Below are 22,376 nucleotides of genomic sequence, written 5' to 3'. Positions count from 1 at the left end.
GATAGTTTGGTACTTTTCGGCGTACTTATCAAAAGATGAGATAAGCATAGTGTCAAAAGTTGCAAGTAACCTTTTATTATTTTTAATACCTGTTGTTTTCATACTCGGCGCCTTATACAAAAAGGTAAACGTGTTTGAAACATTTATTGAAGGCGCTAAAGGTGGCCTCGAAACTTCTTTTAAAATAATACCTTACCTGGTTGCCATGCTGGCGGCTATAAGTGTTTTCAGGAGTTCGGGCGCATTGGACTACATTATTGATGGATTGAAAGCAGGCTTTGCTCTATTTCAAATTGATACACGCTTTACCGATGCATTGCCGGTTGCCTTAATGAAACCGCTAAGCGGTTCGGGCGCTAAAGCCATGATGATGGATGTAATGAAAACCTTTAACCCCGACAGTTTTGCCGGGCGTTTGGCTTGTGTATTCAATGGTTCGGCCGATACTACATTCTATATAGTGGCGCTATATTTTGGCTCAGTAGGTGTTAAGAAAACACGTTACGCAATACCTGCAGGACTTATTGCCGATTTAGCCGGTGTTATTGCAGCCATCCTGGTCTCCTATTTATTTTTTGGTTAATATTTTTAATATATTATTTCTCAAAAACATACTTACACCTTTGCTGTTTAAAATGCTTAAAGGGCCTATGCAAAGCAGGTTTTTATACGTGTTTTGTATAAATTAATTGTCGGTAAAAGACAACCTTTGACTTCACTTACCGTAAAAGGCATTACTGCTTGCCAGTGGCAGTAAACGTCGTTCATATACTGTTTAAATAACAAATGGGGAAAGTATCTATCAAAGGTGTCGTTAAGGTTTTGTTTTTGTGTTTGGGGTTGTTGATGGGTTGGCGTGACGTACTTGCACAAACCGTGACAGTGCGTTTGGTAGATCCTGGACCATATGCCCCCGGCTCAAGTATTGCCGCTGCAATCAGAATTGCAGATCCGGATGGTAAGATTGCGGTTACCGGCAACCTTTTTCAGTTATTTTTATCAGATGCCAACGGCAGCTTTACTTCTGAAAGAAAGATAGGTGAATTTAGTGGTTACTACACCGGTTTTGTAAATGGACTTATACCTTCAAACGCAGTTCCGGGCACAGGTTACAAAGTGCGTATCAAAACTACCAGTCCGGCCACGGTAAGTGCTGCGTCAAACGCATTTACAATCAGTGCAGGTACTGCAGTTATAGCAAAAGTCAGCTCAAACGCAGTAAATCCATCCTATCCCGAGGTTTACGGAACATGCTTTGCAACCGATGGATTTCCTTTTTTGTTTGTGAATGAATCAACTGCCGGTGCAACAGTAACGGCTAACTTTTACGATGATTTAAATCAAACCGACGAGCAAACTATTCCCATAAACGGCACAGGTACATTCAATGCAAAAACTAACGACTATACCATTTTTGTAAAAGCAGTTAACAACGGCATTGTAGGTACGAAAGGCTATTTATTGTTGAATAATTTTGTACGTAATAGCTTTCAAACCCAAAACTCATCAAGTGTTTGTTTACCTGATAATAGTAAAGCAACTGTTTCATACAGTGTGAATATTACAGGTGGCGGCGGTATACAAAACAACTACCCGGGCACGCTGTACACCATTAGATGGGGAGATGGACTCTCAACTAATTTAACCTATTATCAAATAGCATCAACCGGTGGTATATTAACTCATGATTACGCTGTATCATCATGCGGGGCTAAAAACGCCGAAGGTACCGTTACCAATAAGTTTGAAGTATCGTTTAGGGTATCAAATATTTACTGTCCTGACCAGAGTAAAAACCTGAGTGGCGATCAGGCCGTATTATCACCCCCAAAAACTGTCATTGGCGGCCCGTCGGTTGGTTGTACTAATAAACAGTTAACATTTACCAATACATCATATGCCGGCCAGGTGGTTAGTAGTGTTTCAGGCGGTACAAATTGCGAAAACCCAAATGCAACTTTTCAATGGTTTGTAAACGGCGTGGCTGTGCCTCCGTATAACACCAAAAAGAATGTTCCGCTCAAGTACACTTTCCCTGCAGCGGGCACTTATACAGTAACCCTTCGTTTAACCAGTTCAACGCCCTGTGTTGCCCCTGATGCTAAATTGGATGTTTGTATACAAGATCCTCCTCAGCCATCATTTACATTGCCACAAACCGCATGTATAGGCTCGGGCAGTGTATCTCCTGTTAATACATCAGTAGTTACCAACCCGTGTAATACGCCTATAACATACAACTGGACGGTAACGCCTGCAACCGGCTTTACCTATACCGAAGGCACAACCAAGGCAAGCCAAACTCCTAAAATTTTGTTCAACACGCCTGGAACATATACGGTGCAATTGGGCGTAAATAACGGCGTTTGTGATGCTGTTTTGAGCGACGTACAAACCATTGTGGTTGGCAACGTACCTACTGCAACCTTGTCGCCATCATTCTCTTTATGTGGCAGAGGCCAAACGCTTACGTTTGACAGTACTGCTGGCAGTGCTACGCGTACTACCTTTACCGGTACACCTCAACCTCAGCCCGATACTTACCAATGGACAGTCACCCCACTAAACGGTATTGCCCCTGCTGTTTTTGCAAATGGTACCACCGTAAACAGTCAGTACCCGCAAATTACTTTTCCTGATTTTGGCACATACGAGGTTGTGGTTAAGCATACAAACTTTTGCGGTTCGGTAACATCGCAGGTACAGCAAATTACTTTTAAAGAAGCACCAACGGTGAACGCAGGAGTTGACCAGGTTATTTGTTCGGACGCCGTTGCTACATTAGATGGATCGGTTTCCGGAGCATATAATGCTTTGCAATGGAGCACATCCGGAACCGGAACTTTCAGCAACAGGAACACCGAAAAGCCGGTGTATACTCCGAGCGCGGCAGACCGTGCAGCAGGCGAGGTAAAACTTACCCTTAAAATAACTACTTCGTTACCGGGCGATTGCGCCAATATCAGTGATGAAGTTATTATAAAAATAAACCCATCAAACACTGTTACCAGCGCAAACGCCAAAACCATTTGCACAGGCAGTGCAGTTGCTTATAGCCCAACTTCAATCGTGGCAGGCAGTGTATATAATTGGACAGTAACGTTAAGTTCGCCCAATGCGGCTGGCTTCAGCACTTCTGGCAGCGGAGATATCAATGATATATTGACAAATACCTCGGCCACCGCTAACGCAACCGTTATATACCGCATTACCCCGCAAGCCAATGGCTGTGATGGCACACCGTTTACGCTTACAATTACCGTTGCGCCAAAACCGGTACTTACCTTAACAGGCCCATCAGGAAACAATGTTTGCAGCGGCACCCAATCTGGTATCCAGCTTAGCTCAAACGTAAGCGGCACGCAATACACCTGGACGGTTGTAGCAAACGGCGGCATCACCGGGGCAACTGATCAAACCACGCCAATTGCGGCTACCGCTATTAATCAAACTTTGATTAACACCAGCAATGTTGCTGCAACGGTTACCTATACCGTTACACCTGTAAACACCAATTCGGCAGATGAATGCCAGGGGGTTGCAAAAACCATTACGCTCACCGTACTGCCCCAGGTTCCTGCTGCAAACGCCGGTACCGACATTGTGCTATGTAACCAAACCACGGTGCAATTACAGGGTAACGATGCCGGAATATTCACCGGAGTTTGGACGCTGACGTCGGGCCAAAGCGGTATTACATTTGCCAACGCAAATCAATACAATACAACGGTAAACGGCTTAAAAGCAGGCCAAACTTATACTTTCAAATGGACGCTAAGCGGTGCAGGGCAATGTGCCACCCAATCAGATGATGTTCAGGTAATCAACAACCCGCCTATAAGCGGCAATACCGTAACGCTAAATACGCCCACTGTATGTTCCGGACAGGTTATTTCGGTAACCGGCAGCACTCCTCAGGGCGGTAACGGAACTTATACTTATTTGTGGGAAAGCAGCGCTGATGGCGTTAACTGGACGGTGTTAACCAGTCAAACTGATATTAATCTTCTATACCCGGTTTCCGAAACAACATTTTTCCGCCGCTCTGTAGCATCAGGAGCTTGCAGCGATGATAAAAGCAATAGTGTTAAAGTATCTGTACAACCACCAATTGCCAATAATACTATTAGTGCCACTACTACAACGGTATGTGCTAACAAGTCTGCCGGGCTGTTAACGGGCAGTTTGCCAAGCGGTGCCGATGGAAATTACAATTACCAATGGCAAAGCAGTATTGATGGCGGTCTTAATTGGGCTAACATCAACGGCGCTACCGATGTTAGCTATACAACGCCTGTTTTGGTACGCAACATACAATACCGCAGGGTTGTAAGCTCTTTGATTTGTACTGGGGTACAAAGCAACAACAGTAACGTAATCAGCATAACTGTAAACCCCGATGCAAAATCAGAATTTACCTGGACTAATGATGCTGGATGTGTTCCGTTTAACATAACAGCGCAAAATGTAAAGGCTATACCGTATCCCGACCGTAATGATGTTTATACCTGGTACGCAAACAACGTAGTAATCGGCACAGGCATTACCTTCCCGGGTTATACAATTAACACCGATGGCGAAACAGTTGATATACGACTTATTGTAACCAGCAAATTTGGTTGCGAATCAGAAGTATTTAGCCACACCTTTACAACTACTAAAAATGTAAAGGCCAGTTTCACGCAATCGGTAACACAAAGTTGCGGTACGGTAACGGTAACGTTTACCAACACATCGAGCCCTATTGGCGGCGGCACTTATAAATGGAACTTTGGCAATGGCCAAACTTCTGCACAAGTTCAGCCGGGCCCGGTAACTTTCCAGGCAGCAGCTAACGGTACCGATGTTGTTTATAACATTTCATTAATTGCCGAAACCGGTTGCAGCACCGATCAGATGGAAACGACTGTTACAGTTAAACCTGCTGTTCCGGTTGCACGCATTGCACCGCAATCTACAACTGGTTGTGCACCTTTTGCTTTAGTGGTTGATAACATATCGCCAGGCACCAATGACAAATACATTTATCATGTTGTAGATGCCAATGGCAATGACGTAATAACGCCGGTAGTTAGCAACAACAAATCACAGCAAACATTAAGTATACCTAACCAAGGCAATTACTCGCTTTACATGGAAGCGCAAACAGTTTGCGGCACGGGTAAAAGTGCATCAGTTCCTATCCAGGTTACAGCACGTACCGTGTTTGCAGGTTTAACCACTGCTGCTACTTCCGATCGTTTTGGTTGCGCACCTCACACCGTAAGGTTCATCAACACCAGTCAGGGCGGCATAACCTATAAAATTGATTGGAAAGATGGTTCACCCGTAACCGTAACCAATAACACTAATTCGTTAGACCATACCTTTACAAAGGCTGGCGAGTATGATGTTGTGCTTTATGCAAGTAATGATTGCGCGCAAGATGCACCTTCACAACCCATAAAGATTATCGTAACCGACCGACCGGTTGCAGCGTTCAACGTAGATAACCCTAATGGATGTAATGAGGTTAAAGTAAACTTTACCAATACAACGCAGCCACCTGCAAATGGCCAATTGTCCGACCTAACTTACCGCTGGGATTTTGGTGACCCATATGCCAATGCCAACAACCCTAACGTATCGGAATTACGTACACCGCCGGCACATACTTACAGTTATAAAGGTTCGCCTTACACCGTAAGGTTAACAGTTACAAACCGTACTACAGGCTGTACAAATGACATTATACAGGTTATTACCGTAAATGCACCGTCAATAAGCGAATTCCGCGCCCGGCCAGATAGTGTACAAGTCTATCCAAACTACCAGTTCTCATTTGAAGATCAAAGCCAGAATGCACCAAAATCATGGCAATGGAACTTTGGCGATGGCAGCACTTCAACTCAACAAAACCCTACGCACACCTATGCCGATACAGGTTTATATAAAGTTACTTTAACTACCACAAACCAGTATTGCGGCACAACCAAATCACATTATGTACGTATAACAGGCACACCGGGACAGTTATATATGCCTAATGCCTTTACACCTAATAGTACCAATGAAGAGCTCAACCGCTTTAGAGCTAAAGGTTCGGGGCTTAAAGAATGGCACTTACGCATATTTAATAACTACGGTCAGCTGGTGTGGGAAACCACACAGTTATCTGCCCGAGGCGAACCCGTTGAAGCGTGGGATGGCACATTTAAAGGTGCTCCGTTACCGCAGGGTGTTTATATATGGCAGGCCGAAGCAAGGTTTATAAATGGTTCGGAATGGAAAGGTAATTCATACAATAACTCGTCGCCGCGGCGTACGGGAGCTATACACCTCATCAGATAAAAAGAGAGATAAAGAATGAATAAGATCAAATGTGTTGTTTTGAGTGTGGTGATGATGATGATTGCTATTGTGGGCTATGCTCAGGACCATCAATATTCTCAGTTCTTTAACTCGCCGGTTTACCTTAATCCGGCGTTAAACGGCCAGTTTGAAGGTGATTTGAGAGTAAACATGATTTACCGTAATCAATGGAGCAGTTTGCCGGGTGCCTTATCATATATGACAGCATCAGTTGACTATAACGTACCTAAGTTTGGCGGTGGTGTTGGTTTGATGTTTACTCGCAGTAATGAAGGCACTGCCTACTACGTGCGCAACAACGTATCGGGCATATATTCTTATAGTGTAGGGTCAGATAGGTTTGTGCTTTCATTTGGGTTGCAGGCCGGTATTGGCAACCGCACCATTGATCAAAGCAAGCTGGTTTTTGGCGATCAGATTGATCCTCGCTACGGTTATATTCCTGGCTCAACCTCAGCTGCCGACCTTGGACAAATAAGTAACCGTTTTTATTTTGATACTGGTGCAGGCATAAATTTGGTTGTTGGAGACTTTATGGCCGGCGGTGCTTTGCAACACATCAATCGGCCCGACCAATCATTTACAGGCACATCGGCCAGGTTACCTATGCGCGGAAGCGGCCATATCAGCTACCGTCTTGATTTAAATAAATATGATAATTATGACGAGGATGAAAAATCGTTCGTTATCCCTTCTGTTGTATATTACAAACAAGCATCGTCATCATCATATAGTGCGGGTGTGCAATACAAACGCCGGAGTGTAAATGCAGGTTTATGGTACCGTAGCGGCGGGGTAGCCGGCCCAAGCTCATTTGTAGTATCATTTATATTTGATTTGTTCATTAATAAAGATGGTGGCGAAAAGGTACGCTTTGGCTTAAGTCATGATGCACCATCATCCAAACTTAACTATAGCAACACCAGCGGCACTACAGAGGGCAGCTTAAGCTATGAAACTACGTTACCTTCACGTACAAACACATCGAAGTTTATTGGCGCACGCCGCTGTTACGATTTTTATTAATCCCTTACCACAGCTAATATTCCATTACAACAGGCCGTACGTTTATATAACGTGCGGCCTTATTTTTTTGCGAACGACTGATTTTACCCAACAAAATGATTATCAAATAGTCAGGTAAGATATTATCTCACGGCAATCTCAATTTTAAAATACGTCCGTCTCAACCCGAAAAAATTCCTATTTTTGTATCCCGTACACAAACAACTGATAGCGGCTTCATTGAGCTTTCAGGATTCATCAAAATCATGACTAAATACATATTTGTTACGGGCGGCGTTTCCTCATCGTTAGGAAAAGGTATTATTTCGGCCTCTTTGGCTAAACTTCTTCAGGCTCGCGGCTACCGCGTAACCATTCAAAAATTCGATCCCTACATTAACATTGACCCGGGAACACTTAACCCCTACGAGCATGGCGAATGTTATGTGACTGAAGATGGTGCCGAAACAGATTTAGATTTAGGACATTACGAGCGTTTCTTAAACACGCCAACCACTCAGGCAAATAACATCACTACAGGCCGTATTTACCAAAATGTAATTAGCCGCGAACGTGAAGGTGCCTTTTTGGGAAAAACCGTACAGGTAGTACCGCATATCACCGATGAGATCAAAAGAAACTTCAGGATTTTAGGCGAAAGCGGAGAATATGATATTGTAATAACAGAAATTGGTGGCACCGTTGGCGACATTGAATCGTTGCCGTTTGTGGAAGCTGTGCGCCAGTTTAGATGGGAAGCCGGATCGAGTAACTCTTTGGTAATTCACTTAACGCTTGTACCGTTCCTGGCTGCCGCAGGCGAGTTGAAGACTAAACCAACGCAACACTCTGTAAAGATGCTTTTAGAGTATGGTATTCAGCCCGATATTTTGGTTTGCCGCACCGAACATCACCTTACTGCCGATTTGCGTAAAAAAATAGCCCTGTTCTGTAATGTAAATATTAACGCAGTTATTGAGTCGATTGATGCACCTTCAATATATGACGTACCGTTGCTGATGCTTAAAGAGCAGTTAGATAAAACTGTATTAACAAAACTAAAGCTTCCTAACAAAAATGAACCTGATTTAGATAGCTGGAAAGATTTTTTAGGCCGTTTAAAAAACCCAACTGCCGAGGTGCGCATTGGCGTAGTTGGCAAGTATGTGGAGTTGCCTGATGCTTATAAATCTATTACCGAGGCCTTTGTACACGCAGGTGCCAAAAATGAGTGCAAGGTTAGGGTTGAATATATACATTCAGAGCAATTGACTCCTGAAAATGCAATTGATAAACTTAAAGGCTTACATGGCGTGTTAGTTGCACCTGGTTTTGGTCAGCGCGGGTTTGAAGGTAAAATTGAAGCAATACGCTACGTTCGCGAAAATAATATTCCGTTTTTTGGCATATGCCTCGGCATGCAGTGTTCAGTAGTTGAGTTTGGCAGAAACGTGTTACACTTAGAGGCTGCTAACAGTGTTGAAATGGATGGGCACACCACCTACCCGGTAATCAGCATGATGGAAGACCAGAAAAACATCACTCACAAAGGTGGAACTATGCGCTTAGGTGCCTACCCTTGCGATTTAAAAAAGGGCAGCAAAGCTGCTGCTATATATGGTAAACAGCATATTACTGAACGTCACCGTCACCGTTATGAGTTTAATAACAAGTTTTTGAAACAATATGAGGAGGCTGGAATGATTCCTTCGGGTATCAACCCTCAAAACGGTTTGGTAGAGATAGTTGAGCTAAAAAATCATCCTTTTTTCGTAGGCGCACAGTTTCACCCCGAATTAAAATCAACGGTTGCAAATCCTCACCCACTTTTTGTTAACTTTGTGGCCGCTTCGCTGGTTTATGCCCGCAAGAACTAATTAATTTGTACGACACGATAGATAATGGATAAAAATACGTTCACAGGGCTTTTCCTGATTATGATCATTCTGGCTGGCTCATTCTTTTTGATGAAACCTTCAGAAGAGGAGATAAAAAAAGAACAGCAAAAGCAACACATTGATTCCCTGAAAAAAGCGGGTGCCCTTAAACCTGCAGTTGCCAAAGCCGATACTTCAAAAAAAACAGTTGCTATTGACTCTGCTGCATTAAAAGCTCCGTTTGGTGCTTCTACTGTTGGTAGCGAACAGTTGATCACTTTAGAAAATAAAGATATCAGGGTTAAAGTAAGTAACCGTGGTGGTCGTATTTACAGTGTTGAGCTTAAAAACTTTAAAACTTACAATAAAAAACCGCTTGTTTTATTTGACGGCACCAACAACCAATTTGGTTTAAGCTTCAATGCAGGCAGCACTAAAGTAAACACCAACGAACGCTATTTTACACCAACTTCAACAGATGTTAAAGTTGCCGGTACTGATAGTAGTGCAATTACACTGCGTTTAGCATATAGCCCAACCCAGTACCTTGATTATACTTACACTTTAGGTGCAACAGGCTATAAAGTTGGCTACACTATTAAAGCAAACGGCCTTGACAATGTTATAAGCAATAGCAAGGCACTTAACTTAACGTGGACCGCCAGCTTGCTTCAGCAAGAAAAGGACATTAAACAAGAGCGCCAGTATTCAACCGTGTACTTTAAAGACATGGAGGATAATGTAGATTACCTGAGCTTAACTAAAGACGAAAGCAAGCAAATTACCGATCAGAAAGTTCAGTGGATATCTTTCAAGCAACACTTTTTCTCAAATGTATTAATTGCCAAACAAGGATTTGACAAGGTTAATATTAGTGCCAGCACTGATATTAATTCAAAAGATGTAAGGCAAATGAAGGCCGGTTTAACGCTTATAAGCAACCAAACCGACACCTATCCTATGGAGTTTTACTTTGGTCCTAACCGTTTCAGCACGCTGCAAAAACAGGGTTACGATTTAGAGAAACAAATTGACTTAGGCTGGGGACCATTAAAGTTAATTAATCGTTTTGCCGTTATACCTGTGTTTAACTTTTTACAGCACTTTAACTGGAACATTGGCTTCGTAATTTTAGCGCTTACCGTTTTACTTAAACTTGTGTTAACGCCGCTTACTTACAAATCGTACTTAAGCATGGCCAAAATGCGTGTTTTAAAGCCAGAAATGGACGAGATTAAAGCTAAGGTTGGCGAAGATAACCCTACCCTGCTACAGCAGGAATACATGAAGCTTTACCGTAAAGCAGGTGTTAATCCGTTAGGTGGATGTTTGCCATTATTGTTGCAAATGCCCATCATCTTTGCTTTCCTTCGCTTCTTCCCTAGTTTATTTGAACTACGCGGTGAAAGCTTTTTATGGATGAAAGACTTATCGACCTATGATGCGGTAATCAACTTCGGATTCAACATTCCGTTCCTGGGCGATCACCTGAGCTTGATGTGTGTGCTCATGACCATATCAACGCTTATTTATACCTACTTTAACAACCAGGTATCAGGTGCAACTGGCCAAATGAAATACATAGGCTATATAAGCCCTATTATGTTCTTGGGCTTTCTTAACAGCTACCCATCAGGTTTGAATTATTATTACTTCCTGGCTAACATGTTTACTTTCCTTCAGCAGTACATCATCCGCTTCTTTGTTGATGACAAAAAGATACATGCGCAAATGGAAGAGAACAAAAAGAAACCGGAAGATCAACAAAAAAAGAAATCAGGTTTCCAGGCTAAGCTTGAAGAAATGATGCGTCAGCAGCAACAAATTCAACAGCAAGCCAAAAAGAAATAAGTGGATTTGAGAGTAGTTATTAAATTACATTTAGATATTAGAGAGGCCATCGTTATACCGATGGCCTCTCTGTTTATGTAGTTGGGTGACAACACCTTCAAGTGTCTGATAATTTCTAAACTGCTATAGTGAAGCTTATTATTTAGGGCTAACAAGCGACCACAATCGTTGAACACAAATAGCTAAGCAGGTCAAGTGTAACACTTCGCGATCAGGCTATCTACTTAACCGTTCCGCACAATACGCTACCAATTATAATTTATAAAAAAAAGGCACAAAGTACTGTGCCTATAAAATTTTGTACTTACAGAGCGAGACAACATCGTGTCGAACGTTTTATAAATTATTCCGCATTAGCCTGTTTCTTTTTAAACAGCATTCCCCAGGTATCTTTTATAAGCCATGTTGTTTCCAGCCAGCCAATTTTGTAAACGTCCCACAATTGGAATTTCTCGTAACGTTGCAGCCATTTGTAACTTATAAACATACCGGTTAATATAGGCATCAATGTACCAAAAGCAATACCGTTAACACTTCCAAACAGCCAAACACCTACAAAGTCGCCTATGATGTTTGCGGCAAGCATGAATATGAGTTTTACGGCATTAACCTGCGGCTGATTAGTTGCATCAAGCGCCAGGGCCATAAAACGCTCAATTGGGTAAAGCAGTGCAAAGGCCATAAACACACGTAAAATATTAGCAGCCTGCGTATTTAGGTAGTCTTTTGCTACAATCCATATGGCAACATCGGCAAATAATATAGCACCTACTACTACCGGTAATAACAAAATGGTAATTAAACCTGAGTATTTTTTTAAGAGGTAAATTACATGGTACTTGTTATTTTGATTATGCGCTGCAGATAATGGCGGCATGATGGTGGCTGCAAAGCTACGTAAGGGAATTTCCACCAGTTCTGTTAGGCGCAGGCCGAGGTTATAAACAGCTACGGCAGCGTCACCCAGCATAAATTTAATAATATAAGTATCAGAGTTGCGGAACATACTGCTGCCTAATGCAGTGCCAACACTGTATTTACCAAACGAAAATAACGCCTTTACAGTTGTGGTACTCTTTTTCCAAATGGTGTTAATGCGCGACCAGCCTAAAATAACAGTCATCAAACTTGTTGTACCACCCGCTATAAAACCAGTGTAAATTACCGTCATTAGGGTTACATTTTTTGTAGCAATAAGTATGAGTATAAGTACAATTGATAACAATGTACTTACCGAACGGATGATGAGCAATCTGTCAAAACGTGCTTCGGCCTGGGCTATACAGCTGGCCAAAAATGAGGGCAGTGTAATGATGAAAACCAAACCAAACCATTTGGCAAACAAATCGGTACCATAATCGGCAATATGATACGGAATAAAGAGGTAAATGATATTTCCCGCTACAATGATGAGTGTAATTATAGTTGATAAAAACCAGGCGGAACCAGCCACCTCGGCCGAGCGTTCTTTTGAAGTACCCGCGTAAGATGTGATGAACGCCGTTGTGATTAAACCGGCCCTAAAGGTATCGACTAAGCCTATCGTTCCTTGGAAAAACACCCATACGCCAGTTTTATCGGGCGACAGATAATTGTATAAGATGGCGGCTTGTACCATATTCAAAACTGACATTACCGCATTACCTATAAGGTTTACAATATGCGGGTTCTTAAGTTTTTGAATAATCGGTTTAATCTTATGTAACATTACGGCGTATTTCGGCTTCGGGGGAAGCGATGCTTACTGTTTTAATTTATTGTACTTTATTGTGCTATTAATAACCTTACCTTTTAAGTAAAGGCTGCGCGCCATTTTTATAATTAACGAGTTACTTAATTTCCACTTGCTGCGCACCATGGTGTTTGGCTCAATGGCACCGTGTTCGTGCAGGAACAAATCCGGGCCGTTAAACAATAGTGCCTTCCCTCCTTTAATTAAAAAGTTCATGCACATAGTATACTCCGTTGGATCGCCTCGCTGACCTTCAACATAGCGGCCAAACTTTTCAAAAAAATTGCTGCGACGCAAATGCGGATGATCAGAATATAAGCGGAATTTCAGGTGATTAAGATGCCATAAACCCGGCTTAAACAACATTTTTGCATAGCCAAATTTGTAATCTTTTAGGTAAGGGAATGGCGCCCAAGGGAAGGTGTAAAACCTGATCAGGTCCCACTCCTCTTCATCCATTAATTTAATGGCGTTTTTAAAGTTGGGAGCAAAGTCAGGCGTGGGTTCAAAATCTTCCTGAACGTAAAGCGTATACTGTGTTTTAACGGCGTCCTGTCCTTTATTTATATTGTTGCCCAAACCCTTATTTACAGGCGTTGTAATCAACCTGAAATTATAGTCCGACTGCAATTTATTCACATATTCTAAATGCTCAGGGCGGCTACCGTCATCGCTTATAATCACCTCATCGAACTCCAAGTTTTCTTCAACGCACCGCTTTAGTAAATGCTCGAGAGATTTACTGCGGTTGTAATGCGTAATTAAAAGTGTGACGCGGTTAAACTTATGTGCAGCCATTGATATTTAACCGGTTATTTTTCTGATAAAACGTTTAACCATGCGTACACGGCGGGTGAAAGCTCCAACAAGTTGAAAATCCTTCCACTCAGTTTTATTGAGATAATCAAAAAATATGTCGCGGTATTTTTGGCTGTAGGTATAATTGGTGTAAATAGGTTTATTACCAATATAATGCAGCAATTTAGCACCAGGCTTGTCGTTATCAACCAAATGGTTCCATTCAGGGTCTAACTCCAGCCAGCGGTTTGCCAGTACTGCGTTTAAACAATATTGATCACCGTAAACTATATGCTTTTGATATTTGACTGCAGCGTCAAGTGCCTTAGTGCAAACATCAAATTTATTCCACTTTTTAAGGTTAATTAGCAACAAACCGGCATTAAGATATTTATCGTCAGATTGATAGCCTAACTCCTGCCAGTTACGCACGCCGCCACCCCATGAACAGCCAAGTGTTTTTATACCCGGATCCTGAACAGCAGCAATAATATTATCACCAAAATCAATATCCCACAGCTCGGCTATGTTACCCAATACCACCATGTCCGAATCGAGGTATAAAACGCGCTCAGTGCCCTCAGGGATGAAAGTGTGCACAAACAGACGAAAGAAAGTAGTTACGGGTAATGCAGCGTTATTAAAGTACGGGATAGTGATTTTTCCAACCACGTCTTTAACCAGCAAAAACTTAAGCGCTATTTCATCAGTACCTATTGACCTGATTAATTTTTGACGATTTGCAGCACTGATGCCGTCATCAATTATGTAAATATCCTTTTGTGAACCGGCTGAATTTATTTCCAACGATTTGATAGAGGCAGCCAGCAACGGTACAAAGTTATTGTCGCAGGCATAAACTACGCTCAAACGCCTATCGGTACTTATCATATTGGGGCCTGGGGTATATGTTTTGCTAAATTACGGTTATTAAATGCAATAAATATTGTTTGTGTTATACGTGATATGATGCATTTTAGTTATGCAAAATTGCGAATCATAATCACCAATTATACCTGCAGCACTATCTCCTTACAATACTTGCTCAATGTTATAAGTTTTACCGTTTAAAACAAAGCTATCGCCCGTTTTACTGCCCTTTAATTTTACTCCAATTGGTGATGCCGGCGATACAGCAAAATAAGATTTTCCATCAAGAGAAAGGGTACCAGCACTTACTGACAAATAAAACACACCATTATTGGTGATTATCAAACTTCCAGGCAAAGCCGTTTCAGATTCAAAACTTGTACTTAACTGATTTAAAATTACAATGAGTTTATTGGCTTCGTTAAGTTGTGCTAAGTTACGGTTGGTTTCCTGCTGAGCCATTTCCCGACCGGTTTCATATTTATCGCCTGCACTGCTCTTGGTATCATCATTAGAGGCTTGCTGTGCTTCATTAATGGCATGCTGCGCCGCATCCATTCGTTGTTGCACGTATTTAAGGCAAAGCTGATGTAATTGTTTTTTTATCTCACTCATAACAAAACAAAGCCCCGCTTGAAGTTAGCTTCAAACAGGGCTTATGCAAATGTAAAAGTATTTTAGTTGAGTTCCAACGCAACTATTGACTTGGCAGGCATATTTACAACCAGCTTGTCACCATCCTTTTTCATATTGCTAAATGGCTTTGGGGATATAACTGAAGGCTTAACGAAAGTATTAACGTCGGCCACACCTGGTGAAGTTAATACCTGTCCTTTAACAGCTTTCCAAAGAATGTCTTTAAGTTCAGTAGTAACGCTTATACTGTTCTTTGCATCGAGATTAACTATTGTAACGTGCACTTTGCCAGCTTTATCTTTAGATGCAGAAACGTTAACAGCCGGTATTTTTTCTCCATCCATCTCGTAATCTGGCGAGTTCAATTTAAACGGCAAATACTGTGCGTCCTGATGAGCCTTGTACATATCAAATACATGATAAGTTGGCGTTAAAATCATCTTTTCTTTATCTGTTAAAATAAGGGCCTGCAATACATTTACACATTGTGCCAATTCGGCCATCTTAACCCTATCGCAGTGGTTATTAAATATATTTAGCGTTGTGCCCGCAACCAGCGCATCACGTAAACTGTTTTGCTGGTATAAGAAACCCGGATTGGTTCCTGGCTCAACATCGGTCCATACTCCCCATTCATCAACCACTAGTGCCACACGTTTTTTAGGATCATACTTGTCCATAATGGCAGAGTGCTTTTCAACTAGTTCTTCCATTTTAAGGGAGTTTTTCAAGGTTGCGAAATATTCTTTCTCGCCAAAGCCGGTTGCAGGACCTTTTTTACTCCAGTTGTTTGTTGGCAATGTGTAATAATGCAATGATACGCCCCACATGTTACGCGCACCAATATTTTTCATCAATACTTCTGTCCAGTTATAGTCGCCTGCATTAGCACCGCTGGCTATTTTTTTAAGCTTTGCATTGGGGTAGTTACGTGCATATGTTGAATAGCGCCTGTACTCGCCGGCATAATACTCAGGTGTCATGTTACCGCCGCAACCCCAGCTTTCATTGCCTACGCCAAAAAACTCAACATTATAGGGCTTGGCATGGCCATTTGCTGCACGCTCACGCGTTAGCGGACTTGCACCATCAAAGTTCAAATACTCTACCCACTTTGACATCTCCTCAACCGTACCACTGCCCACATTGGCTGAAACGTAAGGAGCCGTGCCTAAAAGGTCACATAACTGCAAAAATTCGTGGGTGCCAAAGCTGTTGTCTTCAACTACGCCGCCCCAATTGGTATTTACCATTTTCGGGCGCTTATCACGCGGGCCTACGCCATCACGCCAATGATACTCATCGGCAAAGCAGCCACCCGGCCAGCGCAGATTAGGAATTTTTATTTTTTTGAGCGCGTTGACTACATCGAGGCGTATACGGTCTTGCTTTTGAACGGGCAAAGATTTATCAACCCAAAATCCGCCATAAATTCCACGGCCCAAATGCTCGGCAAATTGTCCGTAAATATGTCTGCTAATGGTGTCTTTGGAGTCGTTACTTAATGTAACCGTTGCCGTTTTTTGTGCATAGCTATTAAAAGTAATGCCGGCTAGTAAAAGTAATAAAGATCTTTTCAAGGTATTAAAGATTTATAATTGTCAGGTTTACAATTATAAATCTTATTACTGTTTAAAGCAAGTTCAATTACACAATATTATCTTCAAACTTGCAGATGTTATCTTAAGCAAGAGCGAGCAGCCATAAAATGATAATGCGTTATTACTATGAAGTAATAACGCATTATCTAAATCATGTTAAAAGGCAGAGTTACTCACTCCTCAGACTCTTAACCGGATTGGCTATAGCTGCCTTTACCGATTGAAAGCAAACGGTGATTAAGGCTATCATGATTGCTCCTATACCTGATAAAGCAAATATCCACCATTCAATCTCGATACGGTAAGTATACTTTTGCAACCAATTTTGCATGGCATACCATGCTATAGGCGAAGCAATAATTATTGCGGCAATTACAAGCTTCAAGAAATCTTTCGATAATAGGGCGGTTATGTTAAGTACCGAAGCTCCAAGTACCTTCCTCACCCCTATTTCTTTGGTGCGGCTGGCAGCCATGTATGCAGCCAAACCAAATAAGCCAAGGCATGATATAATAATTGTAAGCAATGCAAAGGTACCTGCAAGCTTTGCCGTACGTTGCTGCTCACTAAATTTCACTTCATAATCTTTATCAACAAACAACGGTGTAAATGGAAACGCAGGATTATACTTTTTAAACATGGCCTCAATTTTTGGCATGGCTGCACTTAACGCCTGATTAGCTTTGAGCCTGATGTTAACCACATTGCTCCATTTTTGTGCGGGTCCCATTACCAGCATGGGTTGAATTGGGTCATAAGGCGAACCCCATATAAAATCTTTAATTACACCTACCACGTGCCATTTGATAAAGTCTTTATCAATAATTTGCCCTATAGGATTTTTTGCATTAATAATTTTCGCCGCCGACTCATTAAGCAAACAGGCAGTTGAATCGGTAGGATAAAGTTGCGGGTTTATATCGCGGCCTTTAACTATTTTGACATTCAACACTTTAGCAAAATCACCCTGGGTAGCCATTTGGTCAAATACAATTTTGGCTCCCTCGGGCTTACCAACCCAGTTTAACCCCCACGAGTTAGCGCTTGATGAAACAAAGCTGCCGCTGGTAATACTAACCGCCTCGGCAACGCCACTGTTAACCAGGTCTTGCTTAATAAGGCTTTGATTTTTTTTAATGTCGCCTGTAAAATAGGTGTAAATAAGATTGTTTTTATCATATCCGCTGTCGCGGTCTTGTGCATATTGTATTTGTTTGCGTATAACAATAGTGCTTACAATCATCACTACGGCAAAAGTAAATTGTGTTATAACCAATAGTTTACGCGGTGTAACAACAGCGTTTACACTTACAAATGTGCCTTTTAATACTTGTACCGGCTTAAAGGACGACAAATACAATGCGGGGTAACATCCGGCTAACAAACCGGTTGCAACTACAAAAACAAGCCAGGCAATGATAAATGACGGTTGAAGTAACGATAAACTTAAATTTAAGCTTACTAGCTCATTAAAGTAAGGCAAACTTAAACGCACAAGTATCAAAGCAATTACGCCCGCTATGAACGATACAATGACCGACTCGATTAAAAACTGCCCAACAAGTGACAATTTGAGTGCGCCAATTGATTTGCGTATACCTACCTCCTTTGCGCGTTTTTCGCTGCGGGCAGTGCTTAGGTTCATGAAGTTTATACAGGCAATTAATAAAATAAAGCCGGCAATAAATGTAAATAGCTTAACCACATCGGCCCTGCCACCGCTTGGCACACCGTTTTTAAAGGTATTGTAAAGGTAATAATCACCAAATGGATGCAGGAAAACTTGGTTGTCTTCGTTACCGTTACTATGCTTTATGGTCGTGTTTATAATTTTTGCATTTACCTTTTCCAAATTAGCGCCGGGGTTTAATTGCACGTATGTGCGGTAGCTATTATTGCCCCAGTTTTGGTCATCGCCGTTGTACTGAACCCGGTAAAATAACCAAGGCGTTATGTAATCGGTTTGAAAACGGGTGTTTGATGGTAACTTTTGCAGCACGCCGCTTACAGTGAGGTTATACTGGTTATCAAACTTTATTATTTTACCAACAACGTTTTCTGTAGTACCAAACATTTTTTTTGCAAAATCTTCGGTAATTACAATTTTATAAGGGCTGCTCAGGGCAGTAGCCATATTCCCCGCAATAAGCGGGAATGTAAACATTTTTAGAAAGTTCTCTTCAGCATCAAAACCTTCTGCTTCAAGCTTTTTACCGTTGTAATCAAAAAGGTGTTTATCTACATAGGTTATCCTGGCGCTGTACTTAATGTCAGGATACTCCTGTTTAAGCACCGGCCCTAATGCCGGCGGCGTACTGGGCCAGCAGTGCAATTCACCATCAAATACCGATTTGTTGTAAACTATGTACAAATCCTTTATTTGTTTGTGAAACCTGTCAAAACTCAGCTCGTGCTGTATCCATATACCTATAAGCATGGCTGCTGTCATACCTATAGCTAAACCAGATATGTTTATAAATGAAAAGCCTTTACTGTTAAGTAAACTTCTCCAGGCAATTTTTAAATAATTTTTAAACATCTTCAGTAATTGATAAATGTGTATATGTAGAACGCTGTAAAAAAGCAGTGCTAGGATTGTAATGTGTGTAGGTGAATCTGATACAGCTGTACCGGCATCACTCGCTGCGTAAACTCTTTACAGGGTTGGTTAGTGCCGCCTTTACCGACTGGAAGCTGATTGTTATAAATGCAAGCAGCATTGCCATCAATGTGGCCAAAACAAACACCCACCATTGAATTGAAATGCGATACGCAAAACTTTGCAACCAGTTATCCATTACCCACCAGGCTGCCGGCACGGCAATTATGGAGGCGATCATTACCAGCTTTAAAAAATCTCTCGATAGCAGAAATACAATACCGGCAACGTTGGCACCTAAAACCTTACGTACACCAATTTCTTTTGTACGCTGAATTACAATCATTACCGATATTGCCAGTAAGCCTATGCATGATATTACAATGGCCAAGATAGCCCCGCTTACAAAGATATTTGACAAACGTCTTTCACTTTGATACTGCCTTTCGGTATTCTCATTAAGCCATGATCCGGTAAATTCAACATTCGGATACTGGCGGTTCCAGCTTTGTTTTATTTCATCAAAGGCATGAAGTAGATTACCGGGCTTTACCCTTACAAACACATAGTTTATTGCAAAGTCCTTACGCATAACCATTGAAACGGGCTCAATTTTATCATGTAACGACTTAAAGTTATAATCTTTTACAATGCCGATTATTTGCGATTGATACTCAGGAAACATAAACAGGTATCGACCAATAATATTCTTCCCGCCAATACTGCGTGCCATACTTTCATTTATCACAACAGCATTGCTATCGCCGGGAAAGTTAAGGTCAAAGTCGCGGCCATCAACTAGTTTGATATCAAGTGTTTTAACATAATCAAAATCTACCCGCTGCAAGTTTGTGCGTATTTCGCGGCCATTCATTCCAAAACCAATAATTGACGATCTTGTAGAACCATCGTTGCCGCGCCCAAGGTTCATATACGATCCGCTTACTGCTTCCACCTGGTTATTGCTACGTAAATCATTACGCATAAGCTGCAACGCTTTGCTGCCGTCAATACCCCTGTTAACAGGTATGCTTAAAACTTCAGTTTTATTGAAACCCAGAGGCTTGTTACTTAAATAATTAATTTGCTGCCAGGTAATAATTGTACAAATAATTAAAAGGGTAGACAAAGCAAATTGCACCACCAGCAATGTATTACGTATTTTACCGGGTTTTGCAGTATCGCCCATGTTACCTTTTAATACAGCAACGGTTTTGTAACGCATCATTATTAATGCCGGGTAAAAGCCTGCAAGGGCTGTGATGAATATGAAAATGCCCAAAATTGCGAGTAAATGCTGTGGCTGAAATAGCATTGCTAAATTTATGCGGCTTTTGAACATGGCTTTAAATGGCGATATGATAACAGAACATAATACCAAACCCAGTATGGTTGATGCAAGGCACACCATAATAGTTTCGGTCCAGAACTGTGTAAGTAATTGCCATTTGCCGGCGCCAAGTGTTTTACGTACGCCAACTTCACGGGCACGTGTAAAACCACGCGCTACTGATAAGTTTATAAAGTTGATACAAGCTATAATTAAAATAAAGCAAGCTATTGCTAAAAGACTTAAAACGTAGGTTTTGCTTACCGGGTACCCTTCAACGCCGCTCAAATCAGTATTAAAGTGATTGGAAGAAAATGGTGCAAGATGCAAACTCAGTAAGCTACCTGTTTCATCCGGTCGGGCGCCGTCGCGCTTAAGCAGGTCAATATCGGCCTTGTAATGTGCTTCAACAAATGGCTTAAGTTGTTTGGCAAAGTTTTGTGTGTTATACCCTTCTTTAAACTCAACAAAAGCCATATGCGACCAGTTGTCCCATTTATTTAAATCGGTTTTGTAATTTGGGAAGTGCTCAAAGCGCAGCAACAAATCAAAAGTAATACTCGAATTGCCCGGAACATCTTTTACAACGCCCGATACCTGGAAAGGCTCCTCGCGTTGTCCAATGGTTATTAGTATAGTTTTGTTTAATGGCGATTGATTGCCAAACATTGCCTTTGCAGCCTGCTCGGTTAGTACCACATTGTTCAATTGGTTGAAAACCGTATTTACATTGCCCTCAACAAGCGGAAACGTAAATATTTTTAAAAAGTCGGCATCAACAAAGTGTACGTTCTGATCAAGCTGTTTTGCTCCCGCCTTAACCAAAGCGCCGGAGTTAGCACTGCGTGTTATATATTTAACATGGCTATACTCAGCCTTAAGGGCCGGGCCTAAAGGCACAGGCATGGCAGTACTGCGTTCAGTGCCGCTAGTTCGGTTTGTAACGGTGTACAGCTGATGAATACCTTTTATGTTTTGATGAAAGCTATCATATGAAAACTCATAGTAAACAGTCATGAATATTAACGCGCAACAAGCAATTGCAACCGATAGCCCTATAACATTCATCAAGTTAAATACCCTGCCCTTCCATAAATTACGCCAGGCAGTTTTTATGTAATTTTTTATCATAATATTGCTGGGTTTTTATTTAGAAAGATAAATTTTAACCTGGTTACTTATTCCCAATGAATCGGTAATACTTTTGATAAGGTCATTCTTTTCCTGAGCAGTTTTTCCCTTCACATCAAAAATTCGCTCATATTTAACCGGCTTATCGTTGTAAGTACCATTAAATTTTAGGTACATGGTGTCACCATCATCATTAATGCTCGACTTTATGTCTCGCGTTCTTATGTGAAGCGCGTTCGGCGGTGTTGGAGGAGCCGGAGGTACTGGTGGTTGCGTATAATACCCGTCGCCATTTGGGGCTATTGGCTTAACAGGCTTATGACTGCTCTTAATGCCTAATGAATCGGCTATGCGTTGTGTAAGTGCATCCTTTTCGGCCGTACTCAAACCTCTGATGTCAAACTTTTTATTGTAATTAACCGCTTTACCTTTAACGTTGCCGCTAATTTCAACGTGCATAATTTTACCGTCGTCATGTATGCTTTCCATTAAGTCGTGCTTATTGTTTTTTTGGGCCGCGGCGGTTAAGCAAACGCTTAGAGATAATAAGGTAAAAAGTGCTTTCATATAGTTTATAGGTTGCAGGTAAATTAGA

The 22,376-nt window shown here is 41.6% G+C and carries 13 protein-coding genes; 5 read left to right on the top strand and 8 right to left on the bottom strand.

Features of this window, described 5'->3' with window-relative positions; all coding sequences use genetic code 11:
• The 5 genes from QZ407_RS15420 to yidC form a co-directional block, all read left to right on the top strand.
• The coding region (locus tag QZ407_RS15420; RefSeq protein WP_295772665.1) for a spore maturation protein at nucleotides 1–583 on the top strand (583 nt) is incomplete at its 5' end.
• Between the two features lie 203 nt (nucleotides 584–786).
• Nucleotides 787–6,330 carry a PKD domain-containing protein gene (locus QZ407_RS15415; RefSeq protein WP_295772663.1) on the top strand — a complete coding sequence of 1,848 codons (5,544 nt, stop codon included), beginning with the start codon at nucleotides 787–789 and terminating at the stop codon, nucleotides 6,328–6,330.
• Nucleotides 6,331–6,345: 15 nt separating this feature from the next.
• Nucleotides 6,346–7,377, top strand: coding sequence for a PorP/SprF family type IX secretion system membrane protein (locus QZ407_RS15410; RefSeq protein ID WP_295772661.1), 1,032 nt, complete (start codon nucleotides 6,346–6,348; stop codon nucleotides 7,375–7,377).
• A 245-nt stretch (nucleotides 7,378–7,622) separates the two neighbouring features.
• A complete protein-coding gene (locus QZ407_RS15405) occupies nucleotides 7,623–9,233 on the top strand; it encodes a CTP synthase (RefSeq protein ID WP_295772659.1) in 1,611 nt (536 codons plus the stop codon).
• Nucleotides 9,234–9,257: 24 nt separating this feature from the next.
• Nucleotides 9,258–11,084 (top strand): membrane protein insertase YidC, encoded by a 1,827-nt coding sequence (yidC, locus tag QZ407_RS15400; RefSeq protein WP_295772657.1) that lies wholly within the window; start codon nucleotides 9,258–9,260, stop codon nucleotides 11,082–11,084.
• Nucleotides 11,085–11,427: 343 nt separating this feature from the next.
• Here yidC and QZ407_RS15395 read toward each other — a convergent pair whose 3' ends face one another.
• From QZ407_RS15395 to QZ407_RS15360, 8 genes are all read right to left on the bottom strand, one after another.
• On the bottom strand, nucleotides 11,428–12,792 hold the full coding sequence (locus QZ407_RS15395) for a lipopolysaccharide biosynthesis protein (protein ID WP_295772654.1): 1,365 nt from the start codon (nucleotides 12,790–12,792) through the stop codon (nucleotides 11,428–11,430).
• Nucleotides 12,793–12,825: 33 nt separating this feature from the next.
• On the bottom strand, nucleotides 12,826–13,614 hold the full coding sequence (locus QZ407_RS15390; RefSeq protein WP_295772653.1) for a glycosyltransferase family 2 protein: 789 nt from the start codon (nucleotides 13,612–13,614) through the stop codon (nucleotides 12,826–12,828).
• A 6-nt stretch (nucleotides 13,615–13,620) separates the two neighbouring features.
• Nucleotides 13,621–14,505 carry a glycosyltransferase family 8 protein gene (locus QZ407_RS15385; RefSeq protein ID WP_295772652.1) on the bottom strand — a complete coding sequence of 295 codons (885 nt, stop codon included), beginning with the start codon at nucleotides 14,503–14,505 and terminating at the stop codon, nucleotides 13,621–13,623.
• A gap of 141 nt (nucleotides 14,506–14,646) precedes the next feature.
• Complete coding sequence (locus QZ407_RS15380) at nucleotides 14,647–15,099, bottom strand: 3-oxoacyl-ACP synthase (protein WP_295772650.1); 453 nt, start codon at nucleotides 15,097–15,099, stop codon at nucleotides 14,647–14,649.
• A 62-nt stretch (nucleotides 15,100–15,161) separates the two neighbouring features.
• Entirely contained in the window at nucleotides 15,162–16,700 is a 1,539-nt protein-coding gene (locus tag QZ407_RS15375; protein ID WP_295772648.1) for an alpha-L-arabinofuranosidase C-terminal domain-containing protein, read from the bottom strand.
• 190 nt (nucleotides 16,701–16,890) lie between these two features.
• Nucleotides 16,891–19,260 (bottom strand): ABC transporter permease, encoded by a 2,370-nt coding sequence (locus QZ407_RS15370; protein WP_295772646.1) that lies wholly within the window; start codon nucleotides 19,258–19,260, stop codon nucleotides 16,891–16,893.
• Nucleotides 19,261–19,357: 97 nt separating this feature from the next.
• On the bottom strand, nucleotides 19,358–21,781 hold the full coding sequence (locus QZ407_RS15365) for an ABC transporter permease (protein ID WP_295772644.1): 2,424 nt from the start codon (nucleotides 21,779–21,781) through the stop codon (nucleotides 19,358–19,360).
• Nucleotides 21,782–21,796: 15 nt separating this feature from the next.
• Nucleotides 21,797–22,348, bottom strand: a complete 552-nt coding sequence (locus QZ407_RS15360; protein ID WP_295772642.1) for a hypothetical protein — start codon at nucleotides 22,346–22,348, stop codon at nucleotides 21,797–21,799.
• Nucleotides 22,349–22,376: the final 28 nt, after the last annotated feature.

The sequence above is a fragment of the uncultured Mucilaginibacter sp. genome, from assembly GCF_913773635.1.
In the GTDB taxonomy this organism is placed as follows: Bacteria; Bacteroidota; Bacteroidia; order Sphingobacteriales; family Sphingobacteriaceae; genus Mucilaginibacter.
Note: the sequence above shows the minus strand (reverse complement) of the source record. Positions and strands in the feature narration are given on the sequence as shown.

Bases quoted from the DNA above. Each gene is read 5' to 3' on its own strand.
- QZ407_RS15405 (WP_295772659.1), top strand. From the start codon at position 7,623: ATGACTAAATACATATTTGTTACGGGCGGCGTTTCCTCATCGTTAGGA.
- yidC (WP_295772657.1), top strand. From the start codon at position 9,258: ATGGATAAAAATACGTTCACAGGGCTTTTCCTGATTATGATCATTCTG.
- QZ407_RS15410 (WP_295772661.1), top strand. From the start codon at position 6,346: ATGAATAAGATCAAATGTGTTGTTTTGAGTGTGGTGATGATGATGATT.
- QZ407_RS15385 (WP_295772652.1), bottom strand. From the start codon at position 14,505: ATGATAAGTACCGATAGGCGTTTGAGCGTAGTTTATGCCTGCGACAAT.
- QZ407_RS15370 (WP_295772646.1), bottom strand. From the start codon at position 19,260: ATGTTTAAAAATTATTTAAAAATTGCCTGGAGAAGTTTACTTAACAGT.
- QZ407_RS15395 (WP_295772654.1), bottom strand. From the start codon at position 12,792: ATGTTACATAAGATTAAACCGATTATTCAAAAACTTAAGAACCCGCAT.
- QZ407_RS15390 (WP_295772653.1), bottom strand. From the start codon at position 13,614: ATGGCTGCACATAAGTTTAACCGCGTCACACTTTTAATTACGCATTAC.
- QZ407_RS15365 (WP_295772644.1), bottom strand. From the start codon at position 21,781: ATGATAAAAAATTACATAAAAACTGCCTGGCGTAATTTATGGAAGGGC.
- QZ407_RS15360 (WP_295772642.1), bottom strand. From the start codon at position 22,348: ATGAAAGCACTTTTTACCTTATTATCTCTAAGCGTTTGCTTAACCGCC.
- QZ407_RS15415 (WP_295772663.1), top strand. From the start codon at position 787: ATGGGGAAAGTATCTATCAAAGGTGTCGTTAAGGTTTTGTTTTTGTGT.
- QZ407_RS15380 (WP_295772650.1), bottom strand. From the start codon at position 15,099: ATGAGTGAGATAAAAAAACAATTACATCAGCTTTGCCTTAAATACGTG.